We start from the raw sequence: 19,550 nt of genomic DNA on the forward strand, positions 1-19,550 counted from the left end.
TGGTAGTGTGGGGTCTCCCCATGCGAGAGTAGGGAACTGCCAGGCATCAAATAAGAAGAACCCCAGCCTCACGGCTGGGGTTTTTTGCTTTCTGCGCGAAAAAAACACCCAATAAAATGGCAAGTAGCGCTTAAACAGCCTTTTTCTGCGCTAACCACTGCAAGACAAACTCCGCAACTTTCTCAATATCATTAAGATCCAGCACCGGTACAGACAGCGCCAGCTCAACATCGCTCGCAACCGCGATCGTATGTTCATCTATCGTTAACTCATCAATGTCATGCCCACAATCTGCGCGCCAGAGCAGGATCTTAGGCACCGGTTCATGCTTAAAGCCTTCGACAAGCACCAGATCCAGCTTTGTCGCATCCATCCTGCTGACCAGCCAGTTAAGATCCAGCTCAGTTTCATCAGGGGTTTCCGTCATTAATGCCCATCGTTGGCTGCTGGCGACCAGCGTCTGTGCTGCGCCTGCCTTACGTAACTCATAACTATCCTTGCCCGGCGTATCAACATCCATATCATGATGAGTATGCTTGATTAAGCCGGGACGAATGCCTCGTGCGCACAGCGCCGGAATCAGCTTTTTCAACAGTGTCGTCTTACCCGTTCCGCTCCAGGCCGCCACCGCAAGTAATGGTATCATCATCTCTCCTGCCAACGCGCCAGATCGTCAGGCGTATTCACATTGGCGAATGCCGCGCGCCGATCGCTGAAATCTATCGCATGCCCGCCTGCTTCACGCATAAACATCATTACCCTGCGTTCACCTTGTGCCAGCCACGCTTCCAGCTGCGATGAAAGGTCCTGATGAAGCAGAGCAATCACTGGGTGGTCGCGTTCGCCATCATGTACCCACACTGCCGGAGCCTGACCGCGGCCGGCCAGTAAACGCGATAAGAGATCGTCCGGAATATAGGGCGTATCACAGGGACAAAAGAGGAACCATTCGGCTTCGCACTGTTGCAAAGCAGCCAACATCCCTGCAAGCGGGCCCGGGAAGTCACGTAGAGTGTCCTCAATGACCGGCAGGCCGCTGAGGCGATAGGTATCAAGATTGCGGTTGGCGCTGATTGCCACGCTCTTAACCTGGGATGCTAATCGCCCGACGACATGTTGCCAGAGCGGTTTACCGTTAAGCTCCAGCAACCCTTTGTCTTTGCCCGCCATACGCGCGGCTTTGCCGCCAGCCAGCACGACGCCGAGTACTGCACTGCTATCCTTCACCAGTAACGCCTCTTTTATTGTGGGATTGACCCTGCTAACGTGTCGGAACACAAAATAAGGAGCAGATACATGAAATGTAAACGCCTCAACGAAGTTATCGAACTTCTCCAGCCAGCCTGGCAGAAAGAGCCAGAACTCAATTTAATGCAATTTTTACAGAAACTGGCGCAAGAGTCAGGTTATGAGGGCGAACTGGCCGATTTAAGTGATGACATCCTGATCTATCACCTGAAAATGCGCGACTCGGCAAAAGACGCAGCAATCCCTGGCATTCAAAAAGATTACGAAGAGGATTTCAAAACCGCGTTGCTGCGCGCCCGCGGCGTGATTAAAGAGTAAAACCTTGTAAGAGGAGCCACCGAAAACGGCCCAAAATGATATCCTGAATCATTCGTCGTATTTTCGGATCCCAGGATGACCTGTAACGCTTTTACTTTCCAGACGCTTCACCCGGATACCATCATGGATGCGCTTTTCGCGCAGGGGATCCGGGTCGATTCCGGCCTCACTCCGCTTAATAGCTACGAAAACCGTGTTTATCAGTTTCAGGACGAAGATCGCCGCCGCTATGTCGTGAAGTTCTACCGCCCGCAGCGCTGGTCAGCGGAACAGATACGCGAAGAGCATCAGTTTGCGCTCGACCTGCAAGAGAATGATGTGCCGGTCGCTGCACCGCTCGCGTTTAATAATGAAACCTTACTCACCCACCAGGATTTCCTCTTTGCCGTTTTCCCGAGCGTTGGTGGCCGCCAGTTTGAAGCGGACAATCTCGATCAGATGGAGTGGGTTGGCCGCTACCTTGGTCGTCTGCACCAGACCGGCCGTCAAAAGCGTTTTACCCATCGTCCTGACATGGGCGTTAACGAATATTTGCGCGAGCCGCGCCAGCTTTTTGAGACCACCTCGCTAATCCCGGCAAGCTTAAAAGAGGCGTTTTTGCGCGCAGTTGATAAGCTTATCGATGCCGTTATGGCGCAGTGGCATAATCGCGCCAACGTGCTGCGTCTGCATGGGGATTGTCATGCCGGGAATATTCTCTGGCGAGATGGCCCAATGTTTGTCGATTTAGACGATGCGCGTAATGGCCCGGCGGTACAAGATTTATGGATGTTGTTGCACGGTGATAAAGCCGAGCAGCGCATGCAGCTGGAGATGATCGTCGAAGCCTACGAAGAGTTTTGTGAGTTTGATACCGCGGAGCTTGCCCTGATTGAACCGCTGCGCGCCATGCGTCTGGTCTACTATCTGGCGTGGCTTATCCGCCGCTGGGACGATCCCGCGTTTCCCAAAAATTTCCCCTGGTTGAACAGCGAAGATCACTGGCGCAATCAGACGCACATTTTTCTTGAACAGGTGAAGGTTCTGCAAGAACCCCCTTTAGCATTAACCCCCATGTATTAAACGGAGAGAGTTGACCATGAAGAAGATTTGGCTGGCGCTGGCAGGAATGATTCTGGCATTTAGCGCTTCGGCAGCAGACATTACCGAAGGTAAGCAGTACAACACGCTGGATAAGCCGGTCGCCGGTGAACCGCAGGTGCTGGAGTTCTTCTCATTCTATTGCCCGCACTGCTACGACTTTGAGCAGGTCTGGCACGTCTCCGAAGCGGTGAAAAAGAAACTGCCGCAGGGGACAAAAATGACCAAATACCACGTCGAGTTCCTGGGGCCGTTGGGCAAAGAGATGACGCAGGCCTGGGCCGTAGCGATGGCGCTGGGCGTGGAAGATAAAATCAGCTCTCCGATGTTTGAGGCGGTACAAAAAACGCAGACTGTTCAAACCGTTGCTGACATTCGTGACGTATTTATCAAAGCCGGCGTGAAGGGCGAAGAGTATGACGCTGCCTGGAACAGCTTCGTGGTGAAATCACTGGTTGCCCAGCAAGAGAAAGCTGCGGCCGATCTGCAGTTGCAGGGTGTACCCGCAATGTTCGTCAACGGTAAATACCAGATCGATCAACGCGGTATGGACGGCAGCAGCCTTGATGCGTTTGTGAAAAGCTACGCTGATACGGTGAAGTTCCTGGTTGAGAAAAAGTAAAGATAACGCCGGTCACTGACCGGCGTTTTTACAGGTGGCTTTGATGGCGTCTATACGTTCATCTTTAGCGAGCCATAACCCATTCAGCCATTGCTGAAAGCTGCGCTTGAAATTCTTGTCATTAATATAATCGCCATGCAACCCATCGTGAACCGCCAGCAAATCAATACGCACCACGATACGCGTCAATTTGCCGCTGAGCATATCGAAAAAGGGCGTGCGATCGTTCTCCGGGTAGCAAAGGGTCACATCCAGCATTTTGTCGAACTGTTTACCCAGAACGTTTAACGCCATCGCGATACCCGCCGCTTTTGGCGGCAGCAGATGCTTAAACGAAGAGCGTGTCTGACGCCGTTTCTCTTCTGTAAAACGCGATCCTTCAACAAAATTCACCATTGTCGTCGGATGCAGGCGAAACTTCTCACACGAACGGCGCGTTGTCTCAACATCCTTACCCCGTCTTTCAGGATGCCTCAACAGATAACTTCGTGAGTAGCGGCGCATAAAAGGCATATCCAGCGCCCAGCACGCCAGGCCGATAAAGGGCACCCAGGCGAGTTGCTGCTTCAGGAAGTACTTGTTCATCGGGATCTGTTTGCGGAACAGGACACACAGCACCACGATATCTGCCCAGCTGTGGTGGTTACAAATAAGCAGATACCAGTTTCTCTTATTCAACCCCTCCAGCCCCTGAATATCCCATTCCAGCCGGGGATTGAGGCGTAGCAGCCAGTAGAGGCCTTCGCACCAGCAAGCCATCATCACATTACAGAATGCAGAGATCGCCCGCCAAAAACGCGGGATCGGAATAAACAGTTTTATCAGGCCGGCGATAATAATCGGCACGGAGCAAACAACAGTAAGCAGGATGGTTAACAGAACGCTAAAAAAGAGCGTAATAACCGCGGGTAGTCTCGACATGATTAAATATTTCAAAAAGTTAGCAGCAAAATGCTCGCTAAAAGGTGTGCAAGGCGCAGATTTTATCAGAAAAGCAAGAGCGGCAATGGGGAAACCTTATTCAGCGCTTTTGATAGATAGTAAAGAAGAATGCAATGCCCTTTTTCTTCTATCCACACAGAGCAGATTATCACCAAAAAGCAACAGCGATCCTTTTTATCTTCTCAATGTATTGATTTAAATAGGTTTGTATATTTTTACGATCCACGAAAAGCCACAAAAATCCAGCCAATTAAAAACTGTGCACAAACTTATCCACAGGATGTTTCTGCGAGGGATCCCGACGATCGCGAAATCTTTTCCGCCATTTACCGGGAAAAACTCATGTTTTCATCCTGTCTGTGGCATCCTTTAGCGTAAATTGAAAAAACAGGCATGGATATCATGGTTCAGATCCCCGAAAACCCACTCATTCTTGTTGACGGCTCCTCTTACCTCTATCGCGCGTATCATGCGTTTCCACCTCTGACTAACAGCGTTGGGGAACCCACCGGCGCAATGTACGGCGTGTTGAATATGCTGCGCAGCCTGTTGCTGCAGTATCAGCCGACGCATGTCGCAGTGGTGTTTGATGCGAAGGGTAAGACGTTCCGTGATGAGCTGTTCGAACATTACAAATCCCACCGCCCGCCGATGCCGGACGATCTGCGTGCGCAGATTGAGCCGCTGCATGCAATGGTGAAAGCGATGGGTCTGCCGTTGCTGGCGGTGTCGGGTGTTGAAGCGGATGACGTTATCGGCACGCTGGCATGTGAAGCGGACAAAAAAGGGCGCCCGGTGCTGATCAGTACCGGCGACAAAGATATGGCGCAGCTGGTGACGCCGAACGTCACGCTGATCAATACCATGTCCAACACCATTTTGGGGCCGGAAGAGGTCGTTACCAAATATGGCGTACCGCCAGAGCTGATTATCGACTTCCTCGCGCTGATGGGCGACTCCTCCGATAACATCCCGGGCGTACCTGGCGTGGGTGAAAAAACCGCGCAGGCGCTGTTACAAGGGCTGGGCGGTCTCGACTCGCTCTATGCCGCGCCGGAAAAAATTGCCGAACTGAGCTTCCGTGGTGCGAAAACCATGGCGGCGAAGCTGGAGCAGAATAAAGAGGTTGCCTACCTCTCCTACCAGCTGGCGACCATCAAAACCGATGTTCCGCTGGAGCTGACGAGCGAACAGCTTGAAGTTCAGCAACCGGCCACCGAAGAGCTGGTGGAGCTCTTTAAGCGTTACGAATTTAAGCGCTGGACGGCGGATGTCGAAGCCGGAAAATGGCTGCAGGCGAGAGGAAGCAAGCCAGCCGCGAAGCCGCAGGAGACGATTGTGGTAGAAGCGGAGCCCGATATCCCGACGGCTATCCTCTCCGCTGAAAACTACGTCACCATCCTTGATGAAGAGACGTTGCAGAGCTGGATTGGCAAACTGAAAAGCGCGGCGCTGTTTGCCTTCGATACCGAAACGGACAGCCTGGATAACATCAGTGCCAATCTGGTCGGCATCTCCTTTGCTATCGAACCGGGCGTGGCGGCCTATGTACCGGTTGCCCATGACTACCTTGATGCGCCGGATCAGATCCCGCGCGACCGCGCGCTGGAACTGCTGAAACCGCTGCTGGAAGATGAAAAGCTTCTTAAAGTGGGCCAGAACCTGAAATACGATCGCGGCGTGCTGGAAAATTACGGCATCGAACTGCGCGGTATCGCCTTCGACACCATGCTTGAGTCCTACATCCTCAATAGCGTTGTTGGCCGTCACGATATGGACAGCCTCTCTCAGCGCTGGCTGAAGCACAAAACTGTGACCTTCGAAGAGATTGCCGGGAAAGGTAAAAATCAGCTGACCTTCAACCAGATTGCGCTGGAAGAGGCCGGGCATTACGCGGCGGAAGATGCTGATGTCACGCTGCAACTCCATCTGGCGATGTGGCCAGAGCTACAACAGCACGCCGGCCCGCTGAATGTCTTCCAGAATATTGAAATGCCGCTGGTGCCGGTCATTTCGCGTATCGAACGCAACGGCGTCAATATCGATCCGGCTGTGCTGCACAAGCACTCTGAGGAGCTGACCCTGCGCCTGGCGGAGCTGGAGCAAAAAGCACATGAGATCGCGGGCGAAGCGTTTAATCTCTCGTCGACTAAGCAGCTGCAAACTATTCTGTTTGAAAAACAGGGCATTAAACCGCTGAAGAAAACTCCGGGCGGCGCGCCGTCAACCTCAGAAGAGGTGCTGGAAGAGCTGGCGCTGGATTACCCGCTGCCAAAAGTGATCCTGCAATATCGCGGTCTGGCGAAGCTTAAATCGACCTACACCGATAAGCTGCCGCTGATGATCAACCCAAAAACCGGGCGCGTACATACCTCTTACCACCAGGCAGTGACCGCGACCGGGCGCTTGTCCTCTACCGATCCCAACTTGCAAAACATTCCTGTGCGTAATGAAGAGGGACGTCGTATTCGTCAGGCCTTTATCGCGCCGAAAGATTACGTCATCGTCTCTGCCGACTACTCGCAGATCGAACTGCGCATCATGGCGCACCTCTCACGGGATAAGGGCTTGCTGAAAGCGTTTTCTGAAGGTCAGGATATTCACCGCGCAACGGCGGCGGAAGTGTTTGGCCTGCCGCTGGATAGCGTAAGCAATGAACAGCGCCGCAGCGCGAAAGCGATCAACTTTGGTCTGATCTACGGCATGAGCGCCTTTGGTCTCTCGCGCCAGCTCAATATTCCGCGCAAAGAGTCGCAGAAGTATATGGATCTCTACTTCGAGCGCTATCCTGGCGTGCTGGAGTATATGGAGCGTACCCGCGCGCAGGCGAAAGAGAACGGCTATGTTGAAACGCTCGATGGTCGCCGCCTCTATCTGCCGGACATCAAAGCGAGCAACGCTGCCCGCCGTGCGGGTGCCGAGCGCGCGGCGATCAACGCCCCGATGCAGGGCACCGCAGCAGATATCATCAAACGTGCGATGATCGCCGTCGATGCGTGGTTACAGCAAGAGAAGCCGCGCGTGCGGATGATCATGCAGGTACACGATGAACTGGTGTTCGAGGTGCATAAAGAGGATATCGAGGCGGTCACGAAGAAGATCCATGAACTAATGGAGAGCAGTACCCAACTCGATGTGCCGCTGCTGGTGGAAGTGGGAAGCGGGCCAAACTGGGATCAAGCGCACTAAGCGTGCGGCAGGAAAGGGACTTTTCTGTAACTAAGCAACATAACACGGCGTTTTTGTGACAATCATTAGAATTCCGTATGTAAAAGTTGAAAAGAAATTACAAAAAGTCCTTTTTCCAGATCCAAAAAGGGAGTAGAGTTATTCGCGTAGGGTACAGAGGTAAGATGTTCTATCTTTCAGACCTTTTACTTCACGTAATCGGATTTGGCTGAATATTTAGCCGCCCCAGTCAGTAATGACTGGGGCGTTTTTTATTGCGCGAAAGAGAGCAATAAAGCGCAGCGGACGCCGCGCCAGAAGGGTTATTCGCCGGCGTCTTCTGTTGCTGGCGCAATGGATGAGAACCAGCTATCCAGCTTCTCGCGCAGTTTATCCACGCCCTGTTTTTTCAGCGACGAAAACGCTTCAACCTGCACATCGCCGTTAAAGGCAATTGCCGCTTCCCGCACCATCGTAACCTGCGCTTTACGCGCGCCGCTGGCGAGCTTGTCCGCTTTGGTCAGCAGCACCAGCACAGGGATCTCGCTTGCTACCGCCCAGTGGATCATCTGCTGGTCGAGATCTTTTAACGGATGGCGGATATCCATCAGTACGACCAGCCCCTTCAGGCACTGACGTTTCTCCAGATATTCACCCAGCGCGCGCTGCCATTTGATTTTCATCTCTTCCGGCACTTCGGCATAACCGTAGCCGGGCAGGTCGACAAGGCGTTTGCCTTCTACGACTTCGAACAGGTTGATTAGCTGGGTACGGCCCGGCGTTTTAGAGGTGCGCGCCAGGCTCTTTTGATTGGTTAGCGTATTGAGTGCGCTCGATTTTCCGGCGTTGGAGCGGCCAGCGAATGCCACTTCAATGCCGGTATCGGCGGGTAAGTGGCGAATATCAGGCGCACTGGTGACAAAGTGCGTCTGTTGGTAATTCAGGTTAGTCAAAACGGTCGTCTCCATCGTTAAAGCATGCGGGGATTATACCTGAACCCACGTAAAAGACTGTTTTTCTCGCATCATTCCTCTTTGTAGGTGATTGCCGCGCGCTTTGTAGGATATTTGCCCTTTATACGTTGCGAATTTTCGGAGTAGTTGCAGGTTAAAAAATAGCTATAAATAATAAAATCAATAACTTATTTTTATGGAATTCTCTTAATTTATCCTTTGTAAGGGTATTCGTACTTGTCTCTTTCTCTGAGACAGGTAAAGTAACGCCCCGTAGCAGGACGCTTTACAGGAAAGGATAACTCACGGATCGAGGGGTCGGGAGCGCCAGGAGGCGAAGACCAGAGGAAAACGTCAGGAGACGTTCACAAGGAGAGGGACCGCAACACGGAGTGTTGATGCTAATGGAAAAACAGGGCACGTTGACAGCAAACAGGGAACGTAGAGCCCTTTACGGGTCAGGGTCAAGAAAAAAGGCGACAGTTTACACTGCCGCCTTTTTTCTTTGCTTGCTTTCTGCTAGATTCCGCCGCAATTCTATACTGATGAAAAACCACCTAAGACCCCTATGATGAAAAAACCGTCTACCCAACCGCGCGGCAAAGTGCGCCGTAAAACCCGTGAAGAGTTGAACCAGGAAGGCCGCGAACGTAAGCGTGATAAACGGCATCGCGGCAACGCTTCAGGCAGCCGCGCGAACGGTGGCGATAACGCTTCAGGCTCCGGCAAGGGCAAAGCACAGAAAGATCCGCGTATTGGCAGTAAAACACCGATTCCGCTGGGTGTTACCGACACGCCAGTCACTAAGCAGCACAAACCGAAGAGTGAGAAACCTATGCTTTCACCGCAGGCTGAATTAGAGATGCTGGAAACGGATGAGCGCCTGGATGCGCTACTTGAACGTCTTGAAGAGGGTGAAACCCTGAGCGCCGACGAGCAGAAATGGGTTGATGCCAAACTGGATCGTATTGATGAGCTGATGCAGAAGCTGGGCCTCTCTTACGATGATGACGAAGAAGAAGAGGAAGAGGAGCGTAAGGAAGATATGATGCGTCTGCTCAAGGGCGGCAACTAATCCTTTCTTATGGGGCTTCCCGTCCTGCTTATAACCCTTCCGGTTATATGTTATCTGGTGTGGTTATTCGTTAAACTACAGCGGTTGTCGCGGCGCAAACAGTGGCTGCGCAACCGGCTGATAACCCGAAAGGGGATCGGCCCAGGCCGCCGGTATCGCCAGCGGCGTCATCGGAAGGAGTAAGCAATGTCTGAGCACGTCATCGACTGGGATCTGGCCCTGATCCAGAAATATAACTATTCCGGGCCGCGTTATACGTCCTATCCCACCGCGCTTGAGTTTTCTGACGCCTTCGGCGAAGCGGATTTTCACCGCGCCGTGGCGCGTTATCCTGAACGTCCGCTTTCGCTCTACGTTCATATCCCGTTTTGCCACAAGCTCTGCTACTTCTGCGGCTGCAATAAAATTGTTACCCGCCAACAGCATAAAGCCGATCAATACCTCGATGCGCTGGAGCAGGAGATTATCCACCGCGCGCCGCTGTTTAAGGGCCGTCACGTCAGCCAGCTGCACTGGGGCGGCGGTACGCCAACCTATCTCAACAAAGCACAGATCAGCCGCCTGATGGCGCTGCTGCGCGGCAACTTCGCCTTTGATGCCGAGGCGGAGATCTCCATCGAGGTCGACCCGCGCGAAATTGAACTGGATGTGCTCGACCATCTGCGCGGGGAAGGGTTTAACCGCCTTAGCATGGGCGTGCAGGATTTTAATAAAGAGGTGCAGCGGCTGGTTAACCGTGAACAGGATGAATCGTTTATCTTTGCTCTGCTTAACCACGCGCGCGATATCGGCTTTACCTCGACCAATATCGACCTGATCTACGGCCTGCCCAAACAGACGCCGGAGAGTTTTGCCTATACGCTGCAACGCGTCGCTGAACTCAGCCCCGATCGCTTAAGCGTCTTCAACTATGCGCATCTGCCGACGCTCTTTGCTGCCCAGCGTAAAATTAAAGATGCGGATCTGCCTTCGGCGCAGCAGAAGCTCGATATCCTGCAGCAGACCATCTCCTCGCTGACCGCATCCGGGTACCAGTTTATCGGCATGGATCACTTTGCCCGTCCGGATGATGAGCTGGCGATTGCCCAGCGCAACGGCGTGCTGCACCGCAACTTCCAGGGTTACACCACTCAGGGCGACAGCGACCTGCTGGGGCTTGGCGTCTCTGCCATCAGCATGATTGGCGACAGCTATGCGCAAAACCAGAAAGAGCTCAAACACTACTATCAGCAGGTTGATGAGCAGGGAAATGCGCTGTGGCGCGGCATTGCGCTGACCCGCGATGACTGCATTCGCCGGGATGTGATCAAGGGGCTTATCTGCAATTTCCGTCTCTCATTCAGCGATATTGAGCGCGCGTGGGATCTCGATTTCCAGGACTACTTTGCTGAAGATCTGCAACTGCTTGCGCCATTGATCAAAGATGGGCTGGTGGATAGGGATGAGCAGGGGCTTCAGGTAACGGCGAAAGGGCGTCTGTTGATTCGCAATATCTGCATGTGCTTCGATGTCTATCTGCGCCAGAAAGCGCGGCTACAGCAGTTCTCGCGGGTGATTTAACAGGCCTGCAAAAGCACCAGGCCTGTTAAACCGCTAGCTAAACAGCCCGACCAGCGTTGCACAAAGCAGCGCTGCGACAGCCGTTTGTGGCGTATGGCTGGCAGAGGCGCCAGCCGTAACCAGATGAATGAACGATTCCAGCATGATAACCCCCCCCTGAACGCGCAAGATCATACTGCACTGCGACGAACAGTAAAGCACAAAATAGCAGCACTTTTCGCGGGCGGATCGCGCTTTACGTTTACTCCATTCCCAGCTCTTTTAACTTACGCGTAAGGGTATTACGCCCCCAGCCGAGCAGGCGTGCCGCTTCCTGCTTATGCCCCTGAGTGTGGCGCAGTGCGGTGGTCAGCAGGGTACGCTCCATCTCCGGTTGCGCTTCAGAGAGCAGGTTTTGATGACCGGAACGCAGCGCGCGATCGGCCCACTGCGCGAGCAGCGTCGCCCAGCTGTCCGGCAAACTCTGCGACGGGCTATCCGGCACCGTGGCTTCAAACAACTCACTGGGCAGATCCTGAATCAGCACTTCCTGTCCTGCCGCCATTACCGTTAACCAGCGGCAGGTGTTCTCCAGCTGGCGCACGTTGCCCGGCCATGCCAGACGGGTCAATGCCGCTTCGGTTTCCGGATGTAGTAGCTTCGCTTCCACACCCAGTTCACGGGCAGCGTCCTGTAAGAAGTGGCGCGCCAGACGCGGAATATCTTCCCGGCGTTCGCGCAGCGGCGGCAGATGCACACGGATAACATTCAGGCGGTGGAACAGATCCTCCCTGAATTTCCCCTCCTGCACGCGCAGCTCCAGGTTCTGGTGCGTCGCCGCAATAATACGGACATCGACTTTCACCGGCGCGTAGCCGCCCACGCGGTAAAACTGCCCATCGGCGAGCACGCGCAGCAAACGCGTCTGCACATCGAGCGGCATATCGCCAATCTCATCAAGAAACAGCGTGCCGCCGTCGGCCTGCTCAAAACGCCCCTGACGAATGGTGTTAGCGCCGGTAAAGGCTCCTTTCTCGTGGCCAAACAGCTCCGATTCAATCAAATCTTTCGGGATCGCCGCCATATTGAGCGCGATAAACGGCGCTTTGACGCGCGGGCTGTGGCGATGCAGCGCATGGGCAACCAGCTCTTTCCCGGTGCCGGACTCGCCGTTAATCAATACGCTGATCGATGAGCGCGACAGACGGCCAATAATGCGAAACACATCCTGCATCGCCGGCGCTTCGCCGATGATATCGGTGGTCGGGCCGAGAGCCTGCACATTGCGCGGCTGCTGCTGCTCCTGGTAGTGGCTGATAGCGCGTTCAACCAGCGCCACCGCTTCATCAATATCGAACGGTTTAGGCAGGTAGTCGAATGCCCCCTGCTGATAAGCGCTTACCGCTGCATCCAGATCCGAGTGTGCAGTCATAATGATGACCGGAAGCATCGGATGGCGCTGCTTAATCTGTTTTAACAGTGCCAGCCCGTCCATACCGGGCATACGAATATCCGAAAGCAGAACATCCGGCGTTTTGGTGGTCAGCGCATCAAGCACTTCATTGGCACTTTCAAACGTTGTACAACTCAAGCCTGCCCCGGTGAGCGCGCGTTCAAGCACCCAACGGATGGAGCTATCGTCATCCACGATCCAGACTATCCCTCGTTGCATAAACACCTCTACTTCCGAATAGGCAGGAATACCGAGAACTCGGTATGGCCTGGCCAACTGGTAAATTCAATTTTGCCTGAGTGTTGATCAATCAGGCTGCGTGCAATCGATAAGCCAAGCCCGGTGCCACCTTCGCGGCCGCTGACCATCGGGTAAAACAGCGTATCCTGCAAATGCTGCGGTATACCCGGGCCGTTATCCTGCACATCGATTCTTGCTGCCAGGCGATAACGTACGCCGTGCAGCGTTAACTGGAACGCGGTGCGGGTGCGCAGAATAATTTCGCCGCCCTCCGGCCCTAATGCCTGAAGCGCATTGCGCACGATATTCAGTAAAACTTGCTCGATCTGGTCAGGATCGTGCGCCAGCTCCGGCAAGCTGGGATCGTAATCGCGAATTAACGTGACGTTAGCCGGCAGCTCCATCGACACCAGATTCACCACGCGTTCAGCCACTTTATGGATGCTTTCGGTAACGTGCATGCCCGGCTGCTGCGGCCCTAACAGGCGATCGACCAGATTGCGCAGGCGGTCGGCCTGCTCAATGATCACTTTGGTATATTCCAGCAGCGACGGGTCGGGCAGCGCTTTACTCAAAAGCTGTGCCGCGCCGCGCAGGCCGCCAAGAGGGTTTTTGATCTCATGAGCCAGGCCGCGCACCAGATCGCGCGCCGCCACCTGTTGAGCATGCTGAAGCTGCTCCTGGCTTAAACGACGCTGGTTATCCATCGGTGCCATTTCCAGCAGCACCAGCCCGTCCGGCAGGCGTTGCGCCGTCAGGGAGAGAATATGCGAGCGCCCGTCAATGACCAGCGTCACTTCGTTATCGGTAAAGCCCTGGCCTGCATGCAAACTTTCACGCATCAGGTCGATATTGAGGGAGAAGTAGCTCAGCAGTTCCGGCAGCGGGGTGCCGAACAGTTTGCGCGAGCTTTGCGCCAGCAGCTGTTGTGCTGCGGGGTTGGCGTAATGTACCGCCAGGTCGTCATCAACCAGCAGGATGCTGTTGATCAAAGAGTTGAGGATCTGCCCAGCATCGGGCAGCGCGCCGCTTGCCATGTAGCAGTCTCCCGGAGATATGCACCAATTTTGTGCAGTATAGCGTTATAGAAAGAAAAAGCGCGTGAGATCAGGTTGTTGTCGGCGAAAAAAGCCCATCGTGTGATGGGCCAAAGTTTCCACGGCAACTAAAAATTCTCTGGCTGATTTCTCGCCGCCAACTGACTGTGACGAGAAATCGGCCGAGTATTAATAACGTAATTAAACGCTGTAATAGAGTTCGAACTCTACCGGGTGCGGCGTCATGCGAACGCGGTCGTTCTCTTCAATGCGCAGCGCAATGTAAGCGTCGATAGCGTCGTCGGTGAATACGCCGCCAGCGGTCAGGAACTCGCGGTCAGCGTCCAGCGCGTTAAGCGCTTCTTCCAGGGAGCCTGCAACCTGCGGGATCTCTTTCGCCTCTTCCGGCGGCAGATCGTACAGGTTTTTGTCCATTGCTTCGCCCGGGTGGATTTTGTTCTTAATACCATCCAGACCCGCCATCAGCAGCGCGGCAAAGCACAGGTACGGGTTCGCAGCCGGATCCGGGAAGCGCACTTCGATACGACGCGCTTTCGGAGAGGCAACAACCGGAATACGGATAGAGGCAGAACGGTTACGGGCGGAGTAGGCCAGCATAACCGGTGCTTCGTAACCCGGGACCAGACGCTTGTAGGAGTTGGTAGTCGGGTTAGAGAGGGCGTTGATCGCTTTAGCGTGTTTGATTACGCCGCCGATGTAGTACAGCGCCATCTCAGACAGGCCAGCGTATTTGTCGCCAGAGAACAGGTTGGTGCCGTTCTTGGAGAGAGACATGTGGCAGTGCATACCGGAACCGTTATCACCGAACATTGGTTTCGGCATAAAGGTCGCGGTTTTACCGAAGCGGTGCGCAACGTTATGTACCACATATTTGTAAATCTGAATTTCGTCCGCTTTTTTGGTCATGGTGTTGAAGCGGGTTGCCACTTCGTTCTGACCCGCAGTCGCCACTTCATGGTGATGCGCTTCGACGACCAGGCCCATCTCTTCCATCACCAGACACATGGTGGAACGCAGATCCTGAGAGGAGTCTACCGGCGGAACCGGGAAGTAACCGCCTTTCACAGCCGGACGGTGACCTTTGTTACCACCTTCATATTTGGTGGTGGTGTTCCATGCGCCTTCGATATCGTCGATAGCAACGCTGGAACCGGAGATGGAGCTGCCGAAACGCACGTCGTCAAACAGGAAGAATTCCGGCTCTGGCCCGAACAGTACGGTGTCTGCCAGACCGGTGGAGCGCAGGTACTCTTCAGCGCGTTTGGCGATGGAGCGCGGGTCGCGATCGTAGCCCTGCATGGTGCCTGGCTCGAGGATATCGCAGCGAATAATCAGCGTAGACTCTTCGTAGAACGGGTCAATGACAGCGGTAGTGGCGTCCGGCATCAGCACCATGTCGGATTCGTTGATGCCTTTCCAGCCACCAATCGAAGAACCATCAAACATTTTGCCTTCTTCGAAGAAGTCAGCGTTTACCTGATGGGCTGGGATCGTGACGTGCTGTTCTTTACCTTTGGTATCTGTGAAGCGCAGATCGACAAACTTCACTTCGTGCTCATTCAGCATCGTCAAAACGTGTTCAGCGGACATACTTAAACTCTCCCGGGATTGTCATTGTCGTCGTGGTAACGAGGTCTTCTAATTACTACGTAAATCTGGCGTAGTTGCCGTACAATGGATAAGCGAAATCTATGCCAACTTTTAAATCACCCTAAAAAGGCGTTATCATGCTCGGCATAGTGCAAAAGGGCTGCACCATGATGGTTACCTTGCACCAATATAGTGCTTTTATGGAAACATAGGGCACCATATTGGTGCAATTTTCGTTATTTGCCCCTTTTAACGCTCCGTGAAAGCGATCACAAAGCAACTCTGCAATACTTGTTTGCAGGGTATGTTTGTGATCCTGTTTAGTCCTTCGATTAATACGTGTACAATAACGCGCTATTTCTAATGCCTGAGGCAAAGTTGTGATCGAAAATCTGCGTAACATCGCCATCATTGCTCACGTTGACCATGGTAAAACGACCCTGGTTGACAAGCTGCTGCAGCAATCCGGTACGTTCGACGAACGTGCTGAAACTCAAGAGCGTGTGATGGACTCCAACGATTTGGAGAAAGAGCGTGGGATTACCATCCTCGCTAAAAACACCGCTATCAAATGGAATGATTATCGTATCAACATCGTTGATACCCCAGGGCACGCCGACTTCGGTGGTGAAGTTGAGCGTGTAATGTCCATGGTCGATTCCGTGCTGCTGGTGGTTGACGCATTTGACGGCCCGATGCCGCAAACGCGCTTCGTGACCAAAAAAGCATTTGCCCATGGTCTGAAACCTATCGTGGTAATCAACAAAGTTGACCGTCCTGGCGCGCGTCCGGACTGGGTTGTTGATCAGGTCTTCGACCTGTTCGTTAACCTTGACGCGACCGACGAACAGCTGGACTTCCCGATCGTTTACGCTTCTGCGCTGAACGGTATCGCGGGTCTGGACCACGAAAACATGGCTGAAGACATGACCCCGCTGTACCAGGCGATTGTTGAACATGTACCGGCACCGAACGTCGATCTCGACGGCACGCTGCAGATGCAGGTTTCCCAGCTCGATTACAACAACTACGTTGGCGTAATCGGCATCGGCCGTATCAAACGCGGTAAAGTGAAGCCGAACCAGCAGGTCACTATCATCGATAGCGAAGGCAAAACCCGTAACGGTAAAGTTGGCAAAGTGCTGACTCACCTGGGGCTGGAGCGTATTGAGAGTGACGTGGCAGAAGCGGGCGACATCATTGCAATCACCGGTCTGGGCGAGCTGAACATCTCCGACACCATCTGCGATCCGCAGAGTGTTGAAGCGCTGCCGGCGCTCTCCGTTGATGAGCCGACCGTCACCATGTTCTTCAACGTCAACACCTCTCCGTTCTGTGGCAAAGAGGGTAAATACGTTACCTCTCGTCAGATCCTTGACCGCCTGAACAAAGAGCTGGTGCACAACGTTGCGCTGCGCGTTGAAGAGACTCAGGATGCGGATGCGTTCCGTGTTTCTGGTCGTGGTGAGCTGCACCTCTCTGTTCTGATCGAGAACATGCGTCGTGAAGGTTTCGAAATGGCGGTTTCCCGTCCGAAAGTAATCTTCCGCGAAATCGACGGCCGCAAACAAGAGCCGTTCGAGAACGTAACGCTGGACGTTGAAGAGCAGCACCAGGGTTCTGTTATGCAGGCACTGGGCGAGCGTAAAGGCGATCTGAAAAACATGAATCCGGACGGCAAAGGCCGCGTACGTCTCGACTACGTGATCCCAAGCCGCGGTCTGATCGGCTTCCGTTCAGAGTTCATGACCATGACCTCCGGTACCGGTCTGCTGTACTCCACCTTCAGCCACTACGACGATATTCGTCCGGGCGAAGTAGGCCAGCGTAACAACGGCGTGCTGATCTCCAACGGTCAGGGTAAAGCGGTTGCGTTTGCGCTGTTCGGTCTGCAGGATCGCGGTAAGCTGTTCCTCGGTCACGGTGCGGAAGTGTATGAAGGCCAGATCATCGGTATTCACAGCCGCTCTAACGACCTGACGGTAAACTGCCTGACCGGTAAGAAACTGACCAACATGCGTGCGTCCGGTACGGACGAAGCAACGGTTCTGGTTCCGCCGATCAAGATGACCCTGGAGCAGGCGCTCGAGTTCATCGATGATGACGAACTGGTAGAGGTAACACCTCAGTCCATTCGTATCCGTAAACGTCATCTGACCGAGAACGACCGTAAACGCGCCATGCGCGGTGCAAAAGAAGAGTAATTCTCCTCTTTTAGCCCAACAAAAGCCGCTGATTATCAGCGGCTTTTTTTTATCCCGCGATCGCGGGCGTGAAAGGGCCCGCTATTCAAGCGGAAACTTTCCCGCTACAGTTAACTCTCCATGGCAGGCAAGGAGAGGCAAATGCTCTATATCTTTGATTTAGGTAATGTGATTGTCGATATCGACTTCAACCGGGTGCTCGGAGCCTGGAGCGATTTCAGCCGCGTACCACTGGCAACCCTGAAGCAGAACTTTGTCATGGGGGAGGCCTTCCACCGTCATGAACGCGGGGAGATCAGCGATGAGGAGTTCGCCAAAGCCCTGTGTGAAGAGATGGCGCTGCCGTTAAGTTATGAGCAATTCTCCACCGGCTGGCAGGCGGTGTTCGTCGCGCTACGCCCGGACGTTATCGATATCATGCATAAACTGCGCGCGAAAGGAGATCGTGTGGTGGTGCTGTCCAACACCAACCGTCTGCACACGACCTTCTGGCCGGAGCAGTATCCGGAGATCCGCGCCGCCGCCGATCATATCTATCTCTCGCAAGAGATGGGGATGCGTAAACCCGAATCCAGAATTTATCAGCAGGTTCTGACTCTAGAAGGTTTTTCTGCCGAAGATGCCGTCTTTTTCGACGACAATGCTGAAAATATCGCTGGCGCTGAGCGCGTGGGGATTACGTCGATCCTGGTCGCTAACAAGGCCACCATTCCGGACTATTTTTCAAAGCTGCTATGAAAGAAGCCGTAAAACAGCGCGCGAAGAGGAGTGCGCAGTCGCTGCAGGCCTGGTCAAAACTGCTGTGGCGACATATCAACGATGACAATATGACGACGCTGGCGGGGAATCTCGCCTACGTCTCACTGCTGTCGCTGGTGCCGCTGATTGCGGTGATCTTCGCACTGTTCGCTGTTTTCCCGATGTTTTCCGACATCAGCATCCAGCTGCGTCACTTTATTTTTGCCAATTTCATTCCCACAACCGGCGACGTTATCCAGAACTACATTGAGCAGTTCGTCGCTAACTCGACGAAGATGACCGCGGTAGGGGCCTGCGGGCTGGTGGTCACTTCGCTCTTACTGATGTACTCCATCGACAGCGCGCTGAATACCATCTGGCGCAGCACCCGCGTGCGCCCGCATGTCTACTCATTTGCCGTCTACTGGATGATCCTGACCCTCGGCCCGTTGCTGGCCGGGGCAAGTCTGGCAATCAGCTCCTATCTGCTGTCGCTGCGCTGGGCGAGTGAACTCAATAGCGTGATTGATGATGTGCTGCGAATTTTTCCGCTGATCCTCTCCTGGCTCTCGTTCTGGCTGCTCTACAGCATTGTTCCGACTACGCGCGTACCAAACCGTGATGCGGTGCTGGGGGCGTTTGTTGCGGCGGTGCTGTTTGAACTGGGCAAGAAAGGTTTTGGCTTATATATCACCATGTTTCCCTCCTACCAGCTGATTTATGGCGTGCTGGCCGTTATTCCGATCATGTTTCTCTGGGTCTACTGGACCTGGTGTATCGTCTTGCTTGGGGCTGAAATTACTGTCACTCTCGGGGAATACCGCGAACTTAAAAAAGCAGCACAACGAGAAGAAGCAGACCAACCATGATTGCATTAATTCAACGCGTTTCCCGTGCGAGCGTTAGCGTGGCGGGAGAGGTGACGGGTGAAATTGGCCCGGGTCTTCTGGTATTACTGGGCGTCGAGAGGGAAGACGACGAGCAGAAAGCAAACCGCCTGTGTGAAAGAGTGCTGGGATACCGCATCTTTAGCGATGCCGACGGGAAAATGAACCTCAATGTCCAGCAGGCCGGCGGCAGCGTGCTGGTGGTATCGCAGTTTACGCTGGCAGCCGATACGGAGCGCGGCATGCGTCCGGGCTTTTCGCGCGGCGCGGCGCCGGAAAAAGCCGAGGCGCTCTATAACCACTTTGTTGCACACTGCGGTCAGCAAATCGCCACGCAAACCGGGCGTTTCGCTGCCGATATGCAGGTGTCGCTGGTCAATGATGGTCCCGTCACATTCTGGCTACAGATATGAGCCAGCTTGCGGCGCGGCCCCG

The 19,550-nt window shown here is 53.9% G+C and carries 19 protein-coding genes; 11 read left to right on the forward strand and 8 right to left on the reverse strand.

Annotated features, from left to right (window positions below; translation table 11 throughout):
* Positions 1–130: 130 nt before the first annotated feature.
* Together mobB and mobA are read right to left on the reverse strand one after the other, a co-directional pair.
* A complete protein-coding gene (gene mobB / locus IAE50_RS15940) occupies positions 131–646 on the reverse strand; it encodes a molybdopterin-guanine dinucleotide biosynthesis protein MobB (protein ID WP_200135258.1) in 516 nt (171 codons plus the stop codon).
* Positions 646–1,230, reverse strand: coding sequence for a molybdenum cofactor guanylyltransferase MobA (gene mobA, locus IAE50_RS15945; RefSeq protein ID WP_200580721.1), 585 nt, complete (start codon positions 1,228–1,230; stop codon positions 646–648). Before mobA ends, mobB begins: the two co-directional genes overlap by 1 nt.
* Positions 1,231–1,296: 66 nt before the next feature.
* Here mobA and IAE50_RS15950 point away from each other — a divergent pair, with 66 nt between their 5' ends.
* The 3 genes from IAE50_RS15950 (at position 1,297) to dsbA (ending at position 3,268) form a co-directional block, all read left to right on the forward strand.
* A complete protein-coding gene (locus IAE50_RS15950) occupies positions 1,297–1,566 on the forward strand; it encodes a YihD family protein (protein ID WP_023479302.1) in 270 nt (89 codons plus the stop codon).
* Between the two features lie 75 nt (positions 1,567–1,641).
* Positions 1,642–2,628: a serine/threonine protein kinase gene (locus tag IAE50_RS15955; RefSeq protein WP_200580695.1), complete on the forward strand. Its 987-nt coding sequence runs from the start codon at positions 1,642–1,644 to the stop codon at positions 2,626–2,628.
* A 16-nt stretch (positions 2,629–2,644) separates the two neighbouring features.
* A complete protein-coding gene (dsbA, locus tag IAE50_RS15960) occupies positions 2,645–3,268 on the forward strand; it encodes a thiol:disulfide interchange protein DsbA (RefSeq protein WP_042716840.1) in 624 nt (207 codons plus the stop codon).
* Positions 3,269–3,280: 12 nt separating this feature from the next.
* Here the strand turns inward: dsbA and IAE50_RS15965 are convergent, their stop codons facing one another.
* Positions 3,281–4,189: an acyltransferase gene (locus IAE50_RS15965; RefSeq protein WP_200580696.1), complete on the reverse strand. Its 909-nt coding sequence runs from the start codon at positions 4,187–4,189 to the stop codon at positions 3,281–3,283.
* On the opposite strand from IAE50_RS15965, the gene IAE50_RS15970 reads away from it, so the two are divergent.
* Both IAE50_RS15970 and polA read left to right on the forward strand, forming a co-directional pair.
* A complete protein-coding gene (locus IAE50_RS15970) occupies positions 4,188–4,409 on the forward strand; it encodes a hypothetical protein (RefSeq protein ID WP_200580697.1) in 222 nt (73 codons plus the stop codon). The genes IAE50_RS15965 and IAE50_RS15970 overlap by 2 nt on opposite strands.
* 203 nt (positions 4,410–4,612) lie before the next feature.
* Complete coding sequence (gene polA / locus IAE50_RS15975; RefSeq protein WP_200135225.1) at positions 4,613–7,399, forward strand: DNA polymerase I; 2,787 nt, start codon at positions 4,613–4,615, stop codon at positions 7,397–7,399.
* Positions 7,400–7,701: 302 nt separating this feature from the next.
* Here polA and yihA read toward each other — a convergent pair whose 3' ends face one another.
* Positions 7,702–8,331, reverse strand: coding sequence for a ribosome biogenesis GTP-binding protein YihA/YsxC (gene yihA, locus IAE50_RS15980; protein WP_023479300.1), 630 nt, complete (start codon positions 8,329–8,331; stop codon positions 7,702–7,704).
* Positions 8,332–8,902: 571 nt separating this feature from the next.
* Here yihA and yihI point away from each other — a divergent pair.
* Positions 8,903–9,406 (forward strand): Der GTPase-activating protein YihI, encoded by a 504-nt coding sequence (gene yihI / locus IAE50_RS15985; protein ID WP_042712325.1) that lies wholly within the window; start codon positions 8,903–8,905, stop codon positions 9,404–9,406.
* 186 nt (positions 9,407–9,592) lie between these two features.
* Positions 9,593–10,966: an oxygen-independent coproporphyrinogen III oxidase gene (hemN, locus tag IAE50_RS15990; protein ID WP_200580698.1), complete on the forward strand. Its 1,374-nt coding sequence runs from the start codon at positions 9,593–9,595 to the stop codon at positions 10,964–10,966.
* 33 nt (positions 10,967–10,999) lie between these two features.
* Here the strand turns inward: hemN and IAE50_RS15995 are convergent, their stop codons facing one another.
* From IAE50_RS15995 to glnA, 4 genes are all read right to left on the reverse strand, one after another.
* Positions 11,000–11,110, reverse strand: coding sequence for a YshB family small membrane protein (locus IAE50_RS15995; RefSeq protein WP_094192975.1), 111 nt, complete (start codon positions 11,108–11,110; stop codon positions 11,000–11,002).
* A gap of 97 nt (positions 11,111–11,207) precedes the next feature.
* Positions 11,208–12,617: a nitrogen regulation protein NR(I) gene (gene glnG / locus IAE50_RS16000; protein WP_023479374.1), complete on the reverse strand. Its 1,410-nt coding sequence runs from the start codon at positions 12,615–12,617 to the stop codon at positions 11,208–11,210.
* 8 nt (positions 12,618–12,625) lie between these two features.
* The gene (gene glnL / locus IAE50_RS16005; RefSeq protein WP_023479377.1) at positions 12,626–13,675 is read right to left on the reverse strand and encodes a nitrogen regulation protein NR(II); all 1,050 of its coding nucleotides are present in this window, start codon (positions 13,673–13,675) and stop codon (positions 12,626–12,628) included.
* A gap of 201 nt (positions 13,676–13,876) precedes the next feature.
* Positions 13,877–15,286: a glutamate--ammonia ligase gene (glnA, locus tag IAE50_RS16010; RefSeq protein WP_023479289.1), complete on the reverse strand. Its 1,410-nt coding sequence runs from the start codon at positions 15,284–15,286 to the stop codon at positions 13,877–13,879.
* A 380-nt stretch (positions 15,287–15,666) separates the two neighbouring features.
* Here glnA and typA point away from each other — a divergent pair, with 380 nt between their 5' ends.
* The 4 genes from typA (at position 15,667) to dtd (ending at position 19,528) form a co-directional block, all read left to right on the forward strand.
* Entirely contained in the window at positions 15,667–17,490 is a 1,824-nt protein-coding gene (typA, locus tag IAE50_RS16015) for a ribosome-dependent GTPase TypA (protein ID WP_042712320.1), read from the forward strand.
* A gap of 141 nt (positions 17,491–17,631) precedes the next feature.
* Positions 17,632–18,228, forward strand: coding sequence for a glucose-1-phosphatase (gene yihX / locus IAE50_RS16020; protein WP_054804144.1), 597 nt, complete (start codon positions 17,632–17,634; stop codon positions 18,226–18,228).
* Positions 18,225–19,097: a virulence factor BrkB family protein gene (locus IAE50_RS16025; protein ID WP_076768859.1), complete on the forward strand. Its 873-nt coding sequence runs from the start codon at positions 18,225–18,227 to the stop codon at positions 19,095–19,097. Before yihX ends, IAE50_RS16025 begins: the two co-directional genes overlap by 4 nt.
* Positions 19,094–19,528, forward strand: a complete 435-nt coding sequence (gene dtd / locus IAE50_RS16030) for a D-aminoacyl-tRNA deacylase (protein ID WP_023479361.1) — start codon at positions 19,094–19,096, stop codon at positions 19,526–19,528. Before IAE50_RS16025 ends, dtd begins: the two co-directional genes overlap by 4 nt.
* Positions 19,529–19,550 lie beyond the last annotated feature (22 nt).

This window comes from Kosakonia sp. S42, assembly GCF_016624785.1.
Lineage (GTDB): Bacteria > Pseudomonadota > Gammaproteobacteria > Enterobacterales > Enterobacteriaceae > Kosakonia > Kosakonia cowanii.